Genomic DNA, 18,474 nt, shown 5'->3' with positions numbered 1-18,474 from the left:
AGGTTTGCTAAAATAAATATTTTTTCCAAAAAATTAAATAAATATCAGTTTTTAACCTTTTTAAGTGGTCTCTCCAAAGTTAAAAAAAGGATTGATGCTATTAAAACACCAGTTGAATTTGCAATCACATCGAACCAATCGGGCTGTCTGTAACTGGTAAGTGTACCCTGTAAAACCTCAATTAACATACCAAAAGCAATACAAGAAACACTTATTTTTAAAATTGTGGCCTTATATGCATCATTATGTTCAGATTTTAGATAAAAAGAGAGTTTCCAAACTAAAAATAACACAAAATAAGCCGAAGTATGCAAAATTTTATCGCCTATACTAAAATTTCCTACCGTAATTTCAGGAGTTATTTTATATAGTGAGAAAAAAGTTAGCGTAGCCGTATAAAGACCTGCCAAAGAAAAGGCAAGTTTAACCACCGATAATTTCTTTATATTCCTGCGCAGTAAGAAGATCTTCCAGCTCAGCGATTTCAGCAAATTTCACTTTAATCATCCAACCATCTGTATATGGTGCATTATTTACCTTTTCAGGCTCATCTTCTAGACTATCGTTAAATTCAATAATCTCCCCCGTTAAAGGCAAATAAAGATCTGAAACTGTTTTAACAGCTTCTACCGTTCCAAAAACATCTTCACGGTTTAAAGATTCGTCTACAGATTCTACCTCTACGTAAACAATATCTCCTAACTCACCTTGTGCAAAATCTGTAATACCTACAGTTGCAATGTCACCTTCGATTTTAACCCACTCGTGGTCTCTGGTGTACTTTAAATCCTCTGGAATATTCATAGTTATGTTTTATATAACGACAAAGTTAATTTTTTCGGGTAATTGTTCAAATAGCATGGCATTAATTTCCAAAATTATATCTTAAAGTAAAGCCAGACCTTATTGTTGTTTGCGGAAATGCTGTAGAAACCGCATATTCAGAGAAGGTATGCTCATAATAAAACAATGCAGTTAGGTTTTTTGTGATTGCATAATCAGTCACAAAATTAATCGACCAGATATCCTGCCCGGCAATCACCTGATTATTCGATAAATCTAAATACCTTACAATGGTTTTATTCTTTCTATAAGACACATCTGCCTTAAAATTAAGATCACTACTTAATACCCTGCGACGCCCACCTAAGGCGGTTACAATCTTCATATCCTTTAAACGATACCCCATTCCCAAAGTATATTGATTCCCGCTAATTTCAGTAAGAATATTATTATCGAAACTTAGAGAAAGCTGCCTGTCTTTTTCTACTCTTCCTAAAAACTGAATATTGTTAGTGGTTTCTAAATCTACCTGAATCAAAGGGGTAAACAATTCAGATAATACGATATTCGAAAACAAGGTTGGGTTTTTATAATCTCCTGCCTGATTGGTCTCAAAAGGCTTTTCAGCATCATAATCTAAATTGGTTTGAAACTGATTAATCGTGTAATTAGACTGATAACCATGCGAAAGCGATATTCGTCTAAAATTACGCTTAAAAAACGCCAATCTCATCAAACCGGTATATTTTATATTCCAGTTTGGTAAAGGAATACTTCTAAATGCTCCTAACTTCACGTTATCTACAGAGGTTCCTGTATACGCTGCCAGAAATGCCGGTAACAAAACCGCCTGATTGGCCCTGCCTAAACCTACAGGGTAGCCACTCTCGTCTACATTGTTAGGATCTAAGCCACGCTCTTCTGCTAATCTCCTGGCCACCTTAATTCTATTGGCTCTAAATTTATCGAACGTTGCTGAAGACTGCTCATCACTTTGACTAAAAGCGGTTTTAATTAGAATCGTAGAAATATTAAAGTTCCCAAAAGTATAAGGAGTTAACGACTGATATTCCATGCTTTGAGGATTTACCTGATAATTTTCTGAATACGTTTCAGAATATAACTTTCTACCAATAATATCGATTGTTAAATCTGGAAGCAAATCTACAGAGGCCTGTGCATTTAATTCCTCATTCTCATTGGTGGTAAATTGCTGGTTAAAATTTTGATATAAAGTTAACCAACCTCTTCTTGCGGCCTCATACCTAATTTCGTCCTGTAACCCAAACGTAAATCCTGCTGAAGGTTTTAAGGTTCCCATAAAGCCAATACTACGAGTATACCCTGGTAAAAAAGTACCCTGAGTATTTCTATAATTTACCTGAAGCCTTTTTACAGCAGTCACCACATCGATAACCGTATTTACGGCTTTATTCCCTGAAACAGATTTTCTTTTTCGCTCTGGTTTTGCCTCAGTTTCTTCTGCTGGAGGCTGTAGTGTTGGCACACCCATACTACGCTCTGCAATTGAAGTAGCCTTTTTAGTGTCCTTTTTTATAAGCCCAACATAATTATACAGCTTTTGCAGATCCATATTCGCTGTTATTTGATGGGAATTTGAATTCTGAACAGAATTTCCAATATTGGGGACACCTTCTAGATTTTGATAAATTCTGGAACCACGCTGCCATTGGAAATCGCCAGTATACGAATAAGAAGTTTTTAAAAATTCAAAAACCGGTAATTTATTTAATGGTAACTCATAATTCACCTGAATACTCTGGTAATGATTGTTTGGCTCTCCTACGTTAAAATAATCATCAAAAACGCCAATTGTATTATCTGCATTTCCATCTTCATCAATATAATTTCTTACAATTCGATTATTTGACGCATTAAAACTAAAATTCAAAGCATTGGTAAGATTGTAATTAATGCCGTATTCCCAATCAAACAAGAAATTTCTTTGATATAAGGTAGGGATCCCAATATCACTATCACTCAACTCTAAGGATCTAAATTGTTGTTGGGTGAACTGCCTAAAATAATTAGCACTGGCATTAATATTAGAAGGCAATAAATTAAGATTGAAATCTTTAATTAAAGAAAAATACTGACTACTATCTAATGCGGCTACATTTTTAAAAGGTTCCACTTTTTTGGGCGCAAAATTAAATTGATATGTTGCACCGGTCCTTACATTTTGATCTAAAGATTTTTCGATCTCAAAATCACGGTAATCCACCTGATTATAGGATCCTGAAAAAGCAAAGTTTTCTATATCGTACAGCTGTGGTTTTGCCTCTCCTGTTCGTTCTTTCCTAAGCCCAATTAGATTTATACTTTCTCGTTTTGTATACGTTTGCGACTGTTTTTTAACCCGGTCTCTTTCTTCAGGATCAGTAATCCCGGCTAAACGCGTATCCAATTCGATATCTAAAAATTCCTGATCGTATTTTGGGGTAATCACTTCTTCCCCGCGACTATAATTCACCGGAATTTTAAGTCCCCATTTTTGCGGCAGCAGTTGCCCCATATTAATATTGGTCACAAAATCATACTGTTCTGCATCTTCCCTACTACGCTGATTTGGCCCCTGATCTAACGTTCCGAACCCAACGGTACTTTTTCTTCCTGTTGCAGAAAAGGTTGCAAAATCGGCCAAATTGGTATCTATATTTAAGACGCCTGCCCAACCTCCTTCGTTATCAAGATCTGAAAGTCGAAGCTCGTTAAACCAAACTTCTCCACAAACCTCTTGTAATCCAGCTCTTGGCGTTCCGTTTTTAACCCCAAGCATAATCAGCCTTATATTTCCAAAACTAGGATTCCCTTTTACCCCAATCCTTAACCTTCCCGGCTCGTATGCATCTTCAGGATTACGCGGCTCCAAATTTTCATCAAAAAAATTTAAACGGGTGGTATTATAAGAAGGATCTCCTAAAACCGTTGTTTTTACCTGCTGAAGCAATTCTAAAGGTAGATTTAAACGGTTAAGTTCTGGCCATATATCTGTTGGGCTCACACTACCCGCCGCAGTGATTGAAAGCGGGATCTCTATCTGATAAAAATTATCGGTAAAATCTGTCCCTATTCTTAAAAAAGCGACCATTTCTCCGTCATCAGGATCGGCCTGCCCCTGGAATCCTTCAGCGTGCAAAAACATTTCCAGATTTTTATACTGTCGCATATCTACCTGAAAGTTTTTATATACAGCACGTGCATCCTGTGGATCCAAACCGCAAACCCGCATCGAAAGCGATTGCTCGTTTTGCCTAATATTGGTATTATTTTGATATAATTCTTCCCTAATCACTCCCGGAGGCAGTACGTAAGGAATTGGTGCCCTGTTTTCGTTTTCTTCAATATTTACCGCGGTTACTTCAAAAAGAGCATCAGAGCTTTCGGGTAGATTACTTTCTTCATCCAAATTGCCATTATAGCGACGATAATCACCTCTAACCAATTCCATCGTTCCAAACCTCAACAAAGTTGGATTCTGAAATTCGGTTAAAAACATCCTCATAAAACGGATAGAACGATAATCTGAAATACCACCAATAGCTTCTGTAGGTTCAAAAATTGGCACTTTAAACTGCACCCAACGAACTCGTTGTGTTTGTCCATTTTTAAGGGTAACGTTTAACTCTTTAGTATCTGAAACATAATCGTTATTTTCACTATTCATTCCCTCAAAAAAAGGAACTTCGTACTGAAAATAGCTGTTAATGGTGTTCATGGTATTATCCCGGTTCACATCCTCTGTGGTAGGAAGCGTTGTATTACCGCGATTATTATCGCCCGAATTATCCGGGGAGTTTCCATCAACCCCGTTATAATTTCTATAGCGTTCTCTTATACCTCCATTGGCATTTAAAAAATACTCATAGTTATCTGCAGAAGGATCGGGCAGACTTCCAAATTGCGGGAATTTTTGCGCCTCTTCAGCATCGCTTAAACCGTCATATCCCACATCCTGATTAATCCTTGCCTGACCTTCTGAACTAAAAGCGTATACCAGTGACTGGTCTGATGGGACTTTACCAAAAGAAGTTTCAGTAGTATTCAGGTCAGATCCATCTTCAGGCAGGCCATTTTCATATTGCTTTTTACCATCTTTAAGAACATCTTCGCTAATATTCCCTAAGTTGAAGACAATTTTCCCGTCGTTATTGATATTATCCGGATCCTCTTTGTAAATAAAAGGATCCATCACCCAAAACTGAATATATTCTACGTTAGATTGTTCAAAATTGGTGGTATTTATTCCGCGCATCATCCCACCAAAATTATCGGCAGGATTTGGCAAGGTATTACTGCCCGCTGCGGCAGAATTATAATTATAAGGCCCACGTTCTTCAGGATAATAAGCCACATCCATTGTATAAACTACCTGTGCCTGTCCCTGTATTACATCTACATTTGGAAAAATTTCATCTACCGTGACCCTTCTTGTGGCATAACTGCTAAGATCTGAATCTGTAATGCCATCGGGACGGCTATTACTATAAAAAACAGGATCTATAGTGTACCAGGATAACTTTGCCCTTCTATCCCCAACCCTTAGATCTCCATTCGCTAATTCTCCACCAAAACCAATAGGCACACTGGAAAGCTCCCAGCTAAGCGGCGTACTAATATCTATAGATGTTTGTGCCGCTTCAAAATCGTCGATATACGAAGTGGCCTTCCCATCAAAATCATTCACTGCCGGTGCTCCCGGAATCAAATATGCAAATTCCCCTCTTACCGAAAGATTAGATTTTACATCTGTATCGATATTAGGCAATTTATTGACCAATCTTGTTAAAAAAGGAACCTCGGTGGTGTAATTGAAGTTAAAACCTAAAATGGTATTATTTATCGGTTCATAACTATAATTGGCTTTTTGGGTAAGCGGACGCTCCCTTAGATTAAGAAACGTACCGGCAACGATTAGATCTTCACTAAACTGATGTTCTATATTAATCCCTGTAAATCGCTTAGATTGCTGACCAAATAAGGCATTACTTTCTGTATTTACCTGAATAGGTGTATCTGAAGCTAAAAGTGCTTCATCTAAAATCTGCACCCTTCCTAAATCGTAATTTACTACATAATCTACCCCTTCCTGAAGCGTTCTTCCTCCCGCTGTTACAGTCACCGATCCCTGTGGAACATTAAAACCAATGGGGATTCCTTCAAAATTCGAGGATTTGTAACGTCCTTTTAACTGAAATTTATTCTTATCTGCATCTTCCTGTTCTGCCTGTGTTTTTGTAGTTCGGTATAAGGATCTAAATACATATTTTTCCTGGTTATCATTCCACGTTGAAGGCTCTGAATAAATCTCCTGATTATTATTAGGCGTATTATCTAATTTCTCAAATAAATATTCTCCAAAAGGCTCGACCGAAGTGAAGATCACCAATCCGTTTTTTACATCGATGGTAAAACCAGGTACAAAATCAAAAAAACCATCCCCACCATTAATAGGATCGTTAGTATTATTCAAATTATCCAGGTTAAAAACACGCAAAAGCGGAGTTTCAGCGACATCTTCCGGCAATGGTACTGAAGAATTTTCAGCCGGACGAATATAATTCAGTGGTTGTGGATCGGTATAAAGAATATTCAATCTAAAATCATTGGGATCTAAATCGTAAGCTCCTAAACTATAGATGTTTTTCATCATTAAATCCCACACCGGCTCGTTTACATTAGTGACCGTGCTTTTAAGCATTTTAACCACTAAATTTTGGCTTATCCGCGCATCATTTTGGCCTTGTTGCTGTTGCGATTCATCTCCGGTAGCATTAACCCCATCATTTGCAAATTCCCCAACCTGGTACACCTGCCCATTTACCGTGTACTGAAATGCAACGGCCAGCACCTCATCATTACTTAACCTTTGGTTTAATGTAATGTACCCCAAATCCTGGTTTAACTTATATTCATTAGGACCAAGCTGGCGGGCATTTTCCAGCTTTACATAATCGATCCCCTCAGAAACCCGCACATTCCCAAATCCGCTTTCTACAGTCGAAATATCCCGGATTGCCGGTGTCAAAATAGATTGTTCATTTCCTGTTATACCAACGGGATTAAAATCGTTATTTTCGTTATCTGGATAGGCACCGGCAGCCTGATTAAAAAAGCCGGGAGGCACATTATCCAAACCTATATTTCCTTCAACCGGACTTTCCCCAATATCCTGAATCGCGACAATATTTCGGGTATCGGTCAGGTTTTGTACATTATTGGTCCTGTTCGTAATCCAAACCTGAATCCTTTTAATCTGAATCCCACTTCTTACAAAAGGATAATCGGCTATAAACTCGTTATAATTATCCCTAAAATAATGAGCTAAGAAAAAGTGACGATCCTGGTCATAATCCAGTGCAAATTTCTCGTAATCTTCTAACGCAGCGCCACCTTCTACATTTACTGTTCTACGTTCTGAATTTTGTTCTGAAAAGACTCCGGTAATTTTTGTTTTACCAAACTGAAGCTGTGTTTTAAAACCAAAGAGACTTTGCGCTCCCTGAATTAAAGTGTTGTTTAATGGCATATTTACATTACCCACTTCAATTTTTTGAATGATGTCGTCTTCGCTTGGCGTATATTCTAATTTTAATTGATTCTGAAAATCAAAAGTAGATTCGGTATCATAATTGGCGGTAATCCCCAATCGGGTTCCTACCTGGCCTAATAAAGATAACTGGATCCTTTGATCGAAATCGAAAGTGAAATTAGAACGGTTTCTTGGTGAATATGCCGGATTATCCTGTTTGGTAAATAAAATCCCAAGATCCATGGCTACTGAACCCTGCGGAGAAATATCAATATTATTTCCCCCAAAAATACTTTGAAAGAAATCTGAATTCACATAAAAATCTGGCAGTAAATCGTGCTGCAATACATCGGCATCATTAGATCGACCCGTAAGCGCCTGATTTTTTAATATGAAATAGCGCTGCATTTCTTCCTTGATCACCAGTTCCTCGTATTCTTTGGGAGAAAGAACCAAAGGAAGACCAATATTGGTCTCTCCAAGAGTTTTTTTATAAAAATACAGATCTAATGCCGGGTCGTATTCATATTTTGATTGTATCGATCCGGGATCGGGCATAGCAATCTTTCCAAACGAAAAGGTTTGGGTGGTATCCTGCTGCGTTTCTTCCTCCTCTTCTTCCTGTGCAGATAAATTAAAAGAAATTAAAAGCAACAACACTAATGGTGAAGGAAAACGCATCGATGTTAACAATCTCAGGTAATTGTTTCTCAATGTAACTACAAATTTTTTAGCGCCAATTTAATAAGGGTCTCTACTGTAGGATCCTCCTTGTCTTTCATTAGCTTATTTAAAACTTTATCTGCCTGCTTACGGGCGTATCCCAGCGTCTCTAATGCAGATAACGCTTCTTCTTTAATTGTATTGTTTTGCTCTACAAAAACCTCGTCTACACCAAAGATTTTAACAATCTTATCTTTTAGGTCTAAAATAACACGCTGTGCCGTTTTTGCACCTATTCCTTTTATACTTTGTATGGTTGCTACGTCACCAGAGGCAATAGCATCTCTAATTTGAGTGGGATCTAAAGAAGAAAGCATCGTCCTGGCCGTACTGGCTCCTATTCCACTTACAGATATAAGGAGCCTAAAAATTTCCCTTTCAGATTTTTCATAAAATCCAAAAAGTGTATGAGAATCTTCCTTTACCTGCAAATGGGTAAATATGGAAATATTCTCTTCGTCTTTTATTTTTGAAAAAGTATTTAGCGAAATATGGACAAAATAACCAACGCCATTACAATCTACAACAACATAGGTAGGATTCTTCTCTACCAGTTTGCCCTTTAAGTGATGAATCATACGTTAACCGAAAAGTTAAAGCCCAAATGTACTAAAATAAAATAAGGGGAAAAACAATAGCTCTCCCCCTTAAATGCAGTTAAGCGTTAAATTTATTTTTTTGCTTTTTTTGCTTTCTCTTTTTCCTGGGCATCTACAACCGCTACGGCAGCCATATTTACCATTTCTTCTACACTTGCCCCTAACTGAAGGATATGCACAGGCTTGTTCATTCCCATCATAATAGGACCTATAGAATCGATATCATTAAGCTCTTTTATAAGTTTGTATGCACTGTTAGCCGAATCTAAGCTTGGATAAATTAAAGTATTTACCTTTTTTCCTGCCAGTTTTGAAAATGGAAATTTATTCTGAAGCATTTCCTTATTTAAAGCAAAATCTGACTGTAATTCACCATCTACTAACAAATCGGGGTGGTAACGATGTAGATAAGAAACAGCATCTTTAACTTTTCTTGCCTGCGGATGGTTAGATGACCCAAAATTAGCGTAAGATAACATCGCCATTACCGGCTCTAAACCAAAAAGTTTGACCACACCGGCAGTTAACTGGGCTATTTTTGCCAAATCTTTAGCTGATGGATCTATATTTATAGAAGTATCGCTTATAAAAATTGGTCCTCTATTGGTATTCATCACATTCGCTGCCGCAACCCTTGAAACTCCTTTTGCCATACCGATAAGCTGAAGCATTGGCTTTACAACGGTTGGGTAGGCACGGGAGTATCCTGAAAGTAAAGCATCGGCATCTCCTTCATTTACCATCATAGCGGCAAAATAATTACGTTCCCGCATTAATCGCTGCGCGTCATAAAGGGTTACCCCTTTTCTACTACGATAACCAAAATAAGCTTGAGCGTATTTTTTGAGTTTATCGTGTTCTTCATCAGATTTTGGATCGATAATTTCTACATCGGCATCAAAATCGATCTCTGCCATTAATTCTTTAATCACTTCCCTACGTCCTAGAAGAATAGGAATCCCTATGCCTTCATCGTAAACAATCTGTGCTGCTTTTAATACATCCAGATGATCTGCTTCAGCAAAAATTACACGCTTTGGATTGTTTTTAGCGCGCTGCATCAATAAACGAGTGATCTTATTATCACTGCCCATTCGTTCTAAAAGTTCATCTTCGTATTTCTGCCAGTCGGTAATTTCAGTTCTGGCAACACCACTTTCCATCGCTGCTTTTGCAACTGCCGGCGGAACTTTAGCAATAAGCCTGGGATCGAATGGCTTGGGGATGATATATTCTGAACCAAAATTAAGTCTGGTTTCTCCATACGCAATATTCACTTGTTCTGGCACTGGTTCTTTGGCCAGTTCAGCTAAAGCCTTAACCGCTGCCATCTTCATCTCTTCGTTGATCTTTGTCGCTCTAACATCTAAAGCGCCACGGAAGATAAACGGGAATCCCAGCACGTTATTCACCTGGTTAGGATGATCGCTACGTCCTGTAGCCATAATAACATCTTTACGGGTATCCATAGCGAGTTGGTAATCGATCTCTGGATTTGGATTCGCCATAGCAAAAACGATTGGCCGTTTTGCCATGCTCTTAAGCATATCGGGAGAAACGATATTTGCGATAGAAAGACCAATAAAAACATCGGCATCTTTCATAGCATCCTCTAGAGTATTTAAATCCCTATCGGTTGCAAATTCTAATTTCTCTTCAGATAGATTAGGACGGTCTTTTCGTATCACTCCTTTACTATCAAGCATCACAATATTTTCAGCCTTTGCGCCAAAAGCTTTGTATAGTTTAGTACAGGAAACCGCCGCGGCACCGGCACCACTCACTACAATCTTTATCTTGCTCATTTTCTTTTTAGCAAGTTCTACTGCGTTTAAAAGTGCTGCTGCAGAAATAATTGCCGTACCGTGCTGATCGTCGTGCATTACTGGAATGTCCAGTTCTTCTTTTAATCTTCTTTCAATTTCAAAAGCTTCGGGAGCTTTAATATCTTCAAGATTAATCCCTCCAAAAGTTGGCGCTATATTTTTTACAGTTTCGATAAAAGCATCTACATTTTTAGTATCTACTTCAATATCAAAAACATCAATATCTGCAAAGATTTTAAAAAGCAATCCTTTTCCTTCCATTACAGGTTTAGAAGCTTCTGGACCTATATCACCTAGTCCTAAAACAGCCGTACCATTACTAATTACGGCAACTAAATTTCCTTTGGTAGTATATTTATAGGCATTTTCTTTATCTTTTTCAATCTCTAAACATGGCTCTGCCACCCCAGGTGAATACGCTAAAGAAAGGTCACGTTGCGAAGCGTATTTTTTGGTAGGGACGATCTGGATTTTACCGGGCTTGGGCTTAGCGTGGTACACCAAAGCTTCCCGTCTTTTTCTTGAATTGTTGCTCATAACTATTGGTTTTAGCTATTACAAAGTTAGCAAGGTAGATTACATTAACTACCTAAATATTTTAAAATAGTGGTAAGATTTTAACCTGTTTTAATCAAATTTGATTTTTAAGGCTATGATTTTTAAGATCATAACTTGAAGATGATCACTTTATGAATCCAAAAACTCAACATTACGCTTTAAACCTTCGAATTTAGTTCTTTTTACGGCAAATTTTAGGAAGATCTTATTAAAAGTTTCCTGAGAATTTCTTCCCAGTCCTTTTTATTGAATTTCAACAAATCTGAATACCGATCAAAAAGTGGCTCGCTATACGATTTCGAAAATCCAGTAAAATATGAGATGTATTTACAGCCATCAACTTTGTGAGGTTTCATAAAATCCCGCTATCTCAGCCATTATTCCCTAGTTGAAGTTAACAAAGCATCACCCGCTTTATATTAACAAACTCATAATAAATATCCTTATTATCTAAGCATTTAGGAATAAAATAAACTTATAATATCATCTATTATTAATATTTCTGAATCAGAATACTAATATGCTGCTTCTTTAAGTTTGAAACCTTTAAAACTAACTTCGAAATCACTAATGAAGAAAGACAAAGCCTACATTTTCACTTTCTTGAGCTTAACGACCATAACTTTTGTTATGAGTTATTTCAGCATTTATTATTTAATCGAATACACCTCTGAAAACTTTTTGAAAAATCAAGTTGAGGCAAGTAAAAGAGAAGCTCAGGAAATATCTTCTCTAATAAAATTTCAATTAGAGAATGGTATTGAGCATGATATCGTAATTCAAAACCTACAAAAAACCATAGAGCGTAGCAATTCACAGTCTGGTTACATTTGCATGATTGATTGGTCTGGCATAGAAGTTTGTCATCCTAATCCTCACAAAATTGGAGAAAAAATTTATACCGAAAAATCGCTAATTCAGCCCATAGACAAAGAACCTAAAATTTATGAGCTTTACAGCATTCTCACCAAAGAACAAACGGTGCTAGACAATGATTATTCTGAAATTATTTATCTATACCCCATTAAAGATACCGATTGGATTATTGCTGCTCATGCCAATCTCGACAAATTAAAAACACAAATCGGTAATTTAAAGCTAAACTTCACCATAATTTGTAGTATTTCAGGCATTCTCATTGTAATTATATCGCTCTTTACGGTACGCCTAATTAATGGAAGTTACGAGAAAGAAATTGAGAAAGAGAACAAAGGTCTATCCAAAAAACTTTTAAGCTTATCAGAACTTAATCAAAATTTGGTCTTGCAGCAGCAAAAACAAAAGGAAATAAAGAAAGAGAATGAAGACAGTAAATCCAGCTGTAGAAAACGAATTCTAACCTACATAAAAGACCAAATTGTTTCTATCGATCCTAAAGAAATTGCTTTTATCTATATGGAAAATACGGTTACTTACATTTGCTGCACCAATGGCAAAGTATTTAACAGCAACAATAGTTTAGAAGAAATCTGTTCCGATTTAAGTAGTCAGCACTTCTTCAGAGCAAACCGAAGATTTATATTGAATATCAACGCGATTGATAAAATATATAAATACGGGAACAATCAACTAAAAATCGAGATGTGCCCCAAATCTCCTGTAGACATACTCATTAGCAAACATAAAGCTTCCCTTTTTAAAAAATGGCTTAGAGGAGAACCCATAGACTAAAAACCTTGTTATTATTAAATAACTGCCCTCAAAAACACCTCTCAATTTTTACTCTAATTGTGAGGCTTTTTTTTGGAACTTCAGGAATCAGCAAATTCCAAAATCGAAAAAAACCAATCCCGTTTTTTTAAAAACACTCCACTCTCACGAATTATCCCATTTTATTCAGACCAAAAAATTCCCTTTCAACGCTTATTTCTTCCTATTCATAAACTTTAATAGTCTAAAAAACAGAATCCTAAATTTTATTTGTGGCTCATTACTAAAAAATTGTAAACAATGAAAAAATTGATTTTTATTTTGACTTTCGCTGCTTTATTCATCCAATCTTGCAGTAGCGATGATGACGCTCCTCAAACTATTACAGATCCACAGGAAAATTCAGCAACTGTTAGTTTGACCAACAATAGCAAATTCGGAAATATCTTAACCGATGGATCAAGAAGGACTCTATATTTCTTTTCGAATGACTCTAAAGACAATTCTACTTGCACCGAGAGTTGTTTATCTGCATGGCCTGTTTTTTATCAAGAAACGATAAAAACCGATGACGATTTAGACACCAATGATTTTGCAACTATTACCCGTCCCGACGGCAAAAAACAAACTACTTATAAAGGATGGCCTTTATATTATTATGCCAATGACGTCCAAGCTGGTGATATAAATGGTGATCGTATAGGGGAAGTTTGGTATGTAGCAAAACCAGATTACTCGCTAATGTTTGTGAATGCCCAATTGGTAGGAGCAGATGGCAAAAACTACATTATTAACAGTGATAATGAATATATAGAAGGAGAGGGACTCACAAAATACCTTACCGATAATGCAGGAAATACGCTTTATGCTTTTTCTCCAGACAAAAAAGACACCAACAATTACACATCTGAGGATTTCTCTAACGATGCTGCCTGGCCCATATTTACTATAAGCCTAGAAAACCTCCCTAGTATTTTAAAGCTTTCAGATTTCAACACCATATCGGTACACAATAAACGTGAACAACTTACTTATAAAGGCTGGCCTTTATACTACTTCGGGGGAGATTCAGCAAAAGGAGATAATAAAGGTGTTAGTGTTCCGCTTCCAGGCATATGGCCTATTGTAAACCATAACAGCATCGAAGCTCCTGAAGAATAGATAACTGTTTTATTTCACATTAAATAAATCTACCATGAAATTATCTAGCAAAATAGATTGTAAAGAAATTGCTTATCTAAGTTTCTTATCGGTTTTGTTTTTTTCTAAGTGCTTGTGAAAGCAACGTCATTGATGATGATACCACAATTATAGATTCTCCGGATTGTAATCCGGGGATCTCTTTTCAAGAACAGATACAGCCTATTTTTACCAGCTCTTGTATACAATGCCATAACGGAACGGTACACCCGCTAAATTTTGAAAATTCAACGGTATTACAAAACAATGCCAAAGCTATAAAAGCAGTAACCCAAAACAGAACCATGCCGCTAAACGGAAGTCTTACCGACCAACAAATTAAAGCTATTTCCTGCTGGGTAGACAGTGGTGCTAAAATAAACTAAAGCATGAGTCTGAAAAAAAGAAAAAAAATAGGGTATTCTATCGCAATTGCCCTAGGCATTTTATTGCTTTTAGCAGCAACCATAAGTATCTGGATGTTTAACAAACCACATAGAAATGTAATACTCGAAAAACCATCTATTTCTATAAGTGCCCAGCAATTGATAGATGATTTCTCCACAAATGAAGAACAAGCCAATAAGCGGTATTTAGATCAACTAATAGCGGTAGAAGGAATTTTACAAAAAATAGATTCTTCTAATGGCGTACGAGTATTATCGGTTGGATATCCAGACGCTTCCACCAGCGTGACCTGTAATTTAAACCCCAGCAGTAATAAAGCAAGCCTTCAACTAAAAATAGGCGATAAAATTCAAATTAAAGGAATTTGCACTGGCTTTTTATTAGACGTAGTGCTAATAGACGCCTCTATTATACCCTCAAATTATGAAAAATAAAACAACAGCATTCACATTACTACTCTTCTTTTGCTTACTGAATAGTACTTCATTTTTCGGACAAAAGTTTCTCACCAAAAATGGTAAAGTATCCTTTTACTCCCACACGTTTGTCGAAGATATTAAAGCAGAAAACAATCAGGTTTTAAGTATTGTAGATTTAGAATCTGGAGAAATAGCTATTAATGTTCTTATGAAATCTTTTGTTTTTGAAAAAGCGCTAATGCAAGAACATTTCAATGAAAATTATGTAGAATCAGACAAATACCCAAAAGCCAAATTCTCAGGCACTATTAAAAACTTAAAAGAACTTCTTTCAGGAGAAGAAAGTCTTGCAAAAATAACCGGAAACATAACAATTCACGGGGTAAAAAAAACCATAACCATAGAAAGCATTTTTAATAAAAGCGAAAAAGAAGTCAGTTTAAAAGGCAAATTCATGATCAATATTAAAGACTACGATATAAAAATCCCTAACGTGGTTCGAAATAATATTTCAGATGAAGTTGAAACTTCTTTTCAGTTCATTCATCAGCCTTATAATTAAACGTACCTATAATCATGAAGAAAATACTTTACATTCTTCCTTTCTTAATTTTTTCAGTAACGGCATCTGCTCAAAACCAGATGTCGATACTAGAAGATGAAACTCCTGTAGAAACCACACCGGTTAGTGCGACATTTAAAGGCACCCGAATAATTAATGGCCATTCTATAGAAAATCGAAAACAAGGAGTTCTAGAATTCTTAATCTCACACCGATTTGGGCGTACTAATGATGGCATAGACCAGCTATTTGGACTGGATGAATCTAACATTAGATTTGCGTTAGAATACGCTCTTACCGACGATTTAACCTTAGGTTTGGGTAGAAGTTCTTTTGAAAAAACCTTAGATGGTTTTGCCAAATATCGATTATTAAAACAAACTACCGGCGTAAAGCCTACCCCGGTAAGCATTTCGGTTTTTGGAAGCATTATCCGAAAAACCATAAAGAATTATGCGCCCGATGAAAAACCCGATTTTAGCGATCGGCTTTATTACACCTCACAGCTATTAATTGCCAGAAAGTTTAGCGATAAATTTTCGCTGCAACTTACGCCAACCTATATTCATAAAAACAGCGTTCAGAAAAATCAGGATCCACATGATATTTTTGCAATAGGAACAGGCGCCCGTATGAAATTAAGCAAGCGTGTATCGTTTAATGCAGAATATTTTTATACCATAAACCCGTTAAAATCTATCGATACTAAAAATTCTTTTGCGGTAAGTGTAGACATCGAAACCGGCGGACATGTTTTCCAGATCATGCTCTCGAATGCCATTACTATGGTTGAAAATTCTTTTATTACTGAAACTACCGATAGTTTCTTTAAAGGCGATATTCATTTAGGCTTCAATATTTCAAGAGCTTTTCAGGTAAGCCATAAAAACTAAAAATAGGACCTTCCATCTCAAACAGCACTTTCATCCTAAAAGGGATCAAAGTGCTGTTTATCTTTTATGAAATAGCTTTAATATTACGCTTTAAACCTTCGAATTTGGTTCTTTTTACGGCCGATTTTCGAAAGATTTCATTAAACGTTTCCTTGGTAATTTCTTCCCAGTCTTTTTTATCGAACTTCAACAAATCTGGATGTGGATTAAAAAGTGGTTCGCTATGCGATTTCGAAAATCGATTCCACGGGCATACATCCTGGCAAATATCACAGCCAAACATCCAATCCTCGAAAGTATTTTTAAAACTGTTAGGTAATTCGTCTTGTAGCTCTATCGTAAAATACGAGATACATTTACTACCATCAACTTTATAGGGCTCTACAATCGCATTGGTGGGACAGGCATCTATACAAGCAGTACAAGTACCACAATGATCGGTAACCGGGGTGTCATAGTCTAAATCTAGATCCACTATTAATTCTGCTATAAAGAAAAAAGAACCTGCTTTTTTAGATAGTAAATTCGAGTTCTTACCAATCCATCCTAAACCGCTTTTTGCCGCCCAGGCTTTATCTAAAACCGGTGCCGAATCTACAAAAGCTCGGCCGTCTACTTCTCCAATCTCATTTTGGATAAATTGAAGCAAAGATTTCAATTTGTCTTTGATCACAAAGTGATAATCTTTTCCATAAGCGTATTTACTGATTTTATAGGATTCTGGGTTCTGAAATTCGCTGGGATAATAATTCAACAATAAAGAGATCACGCTTTTAGCACCATCCACCAGTTTTGTAGGATCCAGGCGCTTATCAAAATGATTTTCCATATAATACATCTTACCATTTCGATTTTTATTAAGCCATTCCTCCAATCTTGGCGCTTCCTCTTCTAAAAACTCAGCTTTACTAATTCCGCAAGACATAAAGCCCAGCCGCTTTGCCTCTTCTTTGATAAGATTGGTATATTTCGCTTTGTTGTCTATAAACATCAAGCTCTTTTCTGAAATTCTACAAAAGCATTTTTAGGCTTTAGGGTGATAAGCGGTAAAATCTCAATATCTTCTTTTACCGGTAAAATTTTATAGCTCAGAATTAATTCTGAAACGGCTAAAATCATCTCGTACATCGCAAAATTACTTCCAATACATTTCCTGGGGCCGGCACCAAAAGGAAAATAGGCTGCCGGATTCTTCTCTGTAGCAAAACGATCTGGATTAAATTCTAACGGACGCTCCCAATGTTTTTCACTACGATGAATTTCATAAAATGAAAATAAAAGATCTGAATTTTTATCGAATTTGAACCCATTAAATTCATCTTCCTCTAAATTCACACGATCCATAAAATAGGCCGGCGGATATAATCGCATACTCTCTAAAATCACATTTTGTGTGTAGGGACATTGCTGAAGAAATTCCATTAAACTAGTTGTTCCTGCTGAAGCGGCTTTTACTTCAGCAAAAATTTTGTCCTGTATTTGTGGATTTTGCGCTAAAAGTTGCGTGGTAAAACTCAGTGAATTTGAAGTAGTTTCGTGCCCTGCCACAAAAAGTATAAGAATTTCATCGATTAACTGCTCTTCATTCATAGGCTGCCCATCTTCATATCGAGCATCCAGCAGCATATCCAAAAGATCATCGTAGCGTTTAGGATTTTGCTTTCGTTTTTGGACGATATTCCTTAAAATTTGTCTGGCTTCCTCGCTAAGTTTAAGATGATATTTTAGTTTTCCGCTTACATGAAACCAAAATCTTTTATAAGGTTGCCGCAATTCTTTGACCAGCATTTTCTGATTTTCCTCGGTCACAAATTGAAGCCTGTTGATCTCTTCCTGGCTTGCAGCACTACTAAAAAGTGACTTCACCACAGTTTGAAAAGCCAAATCATTAAAAATCGGAAAAACATCTATTGTCTTTGCTGGCCGAATCTTTACATATTCCACCCGAATAGCTTCTAAAACCGTATCTAGTAAATTAGCAACATGTTTTTTATGAAATGCAGGCTGGATAAGTTTACGCTGCTTCTGCCAGTATTCTCCGTTAGAGGTTAACAAACCGTTCCCCACATATTTCACTAAGTCTTTGGTCTGAATTTCAGATTTGATATAGTTCTTCTGATTTTTCTGAAGTACGTATTGAGCGAAATCGGCATCCCTGCAAAAAACAACCGATTTTTTAGGGCCGATATTTAGTCTAAAAATATCACCATGCTTTTGAAAATTCTCATGATGAAATGGCAGCGGATTTTTAACAATACCGGCTGCATTTTTAAAAAACGTTAAGGTAGAAACCTGTGGAATTTCTTTCTTCATAAGTCAAA

The 18,474-nt window shown here is 36.6% G+C and carries 12 protein-coding genes and 1 pseudogene; 5 read left to right on the top strand and 8 right to left on the bottom strand.

All coding sequences use genetic code 11. The annotated features are described in order from the left end of the window. Positions 1–44: 44 nt before the first annotated feature. The 6 genes and pseudogenes from L1967_RS00685 to L1967_RS22440 form a co-directional block, all read right to left on the bottom strand. Positions 45–431: a VanZ family protein gene (locus L1967_RS00685; RefSeq protein WP_249599789.1), complete on the bottom strand. Its 387-nt coding sequence runs from the start codon at positions 429–431 to the stop codon at positions 45–47. Beyond that, positions 424–804 carry a glycine cleavage system protein GcvH gene (gcvH, locus tag L1967_RS00680; protein WP_249599788.1) on the bottom strand — a complete coding sequence of 127 codons (381 nt, stop codon included), beginning with the start codon at positions 802–804 and terminating at the stop codon, positions 424–426. The genes L1967_RS00685 and gcvH overlap by 8 nt, the downstream gene beginning before the upstream one ends. A gap of 61 nt (positions 805–865) precedes the next feature. Next, positions 866–8,017 carry a T9SS outer membrane translocon Sov/SprA gene (gene sov, locus L1967_RS00675; RefSeq protein WP_249599938.1) on the bottom strand — a complete coding sequence of 2,384 codons (7,152 nt, stop codon included), beginning with the start codon at positions 8,015–8,017 and terminating at the stop codon, positions 866–868. Positions 8,018–8,055: 38 nt separating this feature from the next. Further along, complete coding sequence (ruvA, locus tag L1967_RS00670; protein ID WP_249599787.1) at positions 8,056–8,637, bottom strand: Holliday junction branch migration protein RuvA; 582 nt, start codon at positions 8,635–8,637, stop codon at positions 8,056–8,058. Positions 8,638–8,729: 92 nt separating this feature from the next. Continuing rightward, entirely contained in the window at positions 8,730–11,021 is a 2,292-nt protein-coding gene (locus L1967_RS00665) for an NADP-dependent malic enzyme (RefSeq protein WP_249599786.1), read from the bottom strand. 150 nt (positions 11,022–11,171) lie between these two features. Beyond that, positions 11,172–11,272 (bottom strand): annotated as a pseudogene (locus L1967_RS22440) (tRNA epoxyqueuosine(34) reductase QueG); the annotation flags it as partial. Positions 11,273–11,612: 340 nt separating this feature from the next. Here L1967_RS22440 and L1967_RS00655 point away from each other — a divergent pair. The 5 genes from L1967_RS00655 (at position 11,613) to L1967_RS00635 (ending at position 16,153) form a co-directional block, all read left to right on the top strand. Beyond that, positions 11,613–12,713, top strand: a complete 1,101-nt coding sequence (locus L1967_RS00655) for a LytR/AlgR family response regulator transcription factor (protein WP_249599785.1) — start codon at positions 11,613–11,615, stop codon at positions 12,711–12,713. Between the two features lie 279 nt (positions 12,714–12,992). After that, positions 12,993–13,853, top strand: a complete 861-nt coding sequence (locus L1967_RS00650; RefSeq protein WP_249599784.1) for a hypothetical protein — start codon at positions 12,993–12,995, stop codon at positions 13,851–13,853. A gap of 407 nt (positions 13,854–14,260) precedes the next feature. After that, positions 14,261–14,713: an OB-fold putative lipoprotein gene (locus L1967_RS00645; protein WP_249599783.1), complete on the top strand. Its 453-nt coding sequence runs from the start codon at positions 14,261–14,263 to the stop codon at positions 14,711–14,713. Next, the gene (locus L1967_RS00640) at positions 14,703–15,260 is read left to right on the top strand and encodes a YceI family protein (RefSeq protein ID WP_249599782.1); all 558 of its coding nucleotides are present in this window, start codon (positions 14,703–14,705) and stop codon (positions 15,258–15,260) included. The genes L1967_RS00645 and L1967_RS00640 overlap by 11 nt, the downstream gene beginning before the upstream one ends. A gap of 14 nt (positions 15,261–15,274) precedes the next feature. Beyond that, the gene (locus L1967_RS00635; protein WP_249599781.1) at positions 15,275–16,153 is read left to right on the top strand and encodes a DUF5777 family beta-barrel protein; all 879 of its coding nucleotides are present in this window, start codon (positions 15,275–15,277) and stop codon (positions 16,151–16,153) included. A gap of 64 nt (positions 16,154–16,217) precedes the next feature. Here L1967_RS00635 and queG read toward each other — a convergent pair whose 3' ends face one another. Next, the gene (gene queG / locus L1967_RS00630; protein ID WP_249599780.1) at positions 16,218–17,144 is read right to left on the bottom strand and encodes a tRNA epoxyqueuosine(34) reductase QueG; all 927 of its coding nucleotides are present in this window, start codon (positions 17,142–17,144) and stop codon (positions 16,218–16,220) included. Further along, the gene (locus L1967_RS00625; protein ID WP_249599779.1) at positions 17,144–18,466 is read right to left on the bottom strand and encodes a cytochrome P450; all 1,323 of its coding nucleotides are present in this window, start codon (positions 18,464–18,466) and stop codon (positions 17,144–17,146) included. The genes queG and L1967_RS00625 overlap by 1 nt, the downstream gene beginning before the upstream one ends. Positions 18,467–18,474 lie beyond the last annotated feature (8 nt).

The organism is Zunongwangia pacifica, from assembly GCF_023499215.1.
GTDB lineage: Bacteria > Bacteroidota > Bacteroidia > Flavobacteriales > Flavobacteriaceae > Zunongwangia > Zunongwangia pacifica.
Note: the sequence above shows the minus strand (reverse complement) of the source record. Positions and strands in the feature narration are given on the sequence as shown.

Excerpts from the sequence above, each read along its gene's own strand:
- sov (WP_249599938.1), bottom strand. The coding sequence starts at position 8,017 with ATGCGTTTTCCTTCACCATTAGTGTTGTTGCTTTTAATTTCTTTTAAT.
- gcvH (WP_249599788.1), bottom strand. The coding sequence starts at position 804 with ATGAATATTCCAGAGGATTTAAAGTACACCAGAGACCACGAGTGGGTT.
- queG (WP_249599780.1), bottom strand. The coding sequence starts at position 17,144 with ATGTTTATAGACAACAAAGCGAAATATACCAATCTTATCAAAGAAGAG.
- ruvA (WP_249599787.1), bottom strand. The coding sequence starts at position 8,637 with ATGATTCATCACTTAAAGGGCAAACTGGTAGAGAAGAATCCTACCTAT.
- L1967_RS00640 (WP_249599782.1), top strand. The coding sequence starts at position 14,703 with ATGAAAAATAAAACAACAGCATTCACATTACTACTCTTCTTTTGCTTA.
- L1967_RS00645 (WP_249599783.1), top strand. The coding sequence starts at position 14,261 with ATGAGTCTGAAAAAAAGAAAAAAAATAGGGTATTCTATCGCAATTGCC.
- L1967_RS00650 (WP_249599784.1), top strand. The coding sequence starts at position 12,993 with ATGAAAAAATTGATTTTTATTTTGACTTTCGCTGCTTTATTCATCCAA.
- L1967_RS00655 (WP_249599785.1), top strand. The coding sequence starts at position 11,613 with ATGAAGAAAGACAAAGCCTACATTTTCACTTTCTTGAGCTTAACGACC.
- L1967_RS00625 (WP_249599779.1), bottom strand. The coding sequence starts at position 18,466 with ATGAAGAAAGAAATTCCACAGGTTTCTACCTTAACGTTTTTTAAAAAT.
- L1967_RS00665 (WP_249599786.1), bottom strand. The coding sequence starts at position 11,021 with ATGAGCAACAATTCAAGAAAAAGACGGGAAGCTTTGGTGTACCACGCT.
- L1967_RS00635 (WP_249599781.1), top strand. The coding sequence starts at position 15,275 with ATGAAGAAAATACTTTACATTCTTCCTTTCTTAATTTTTTCAGTAACG.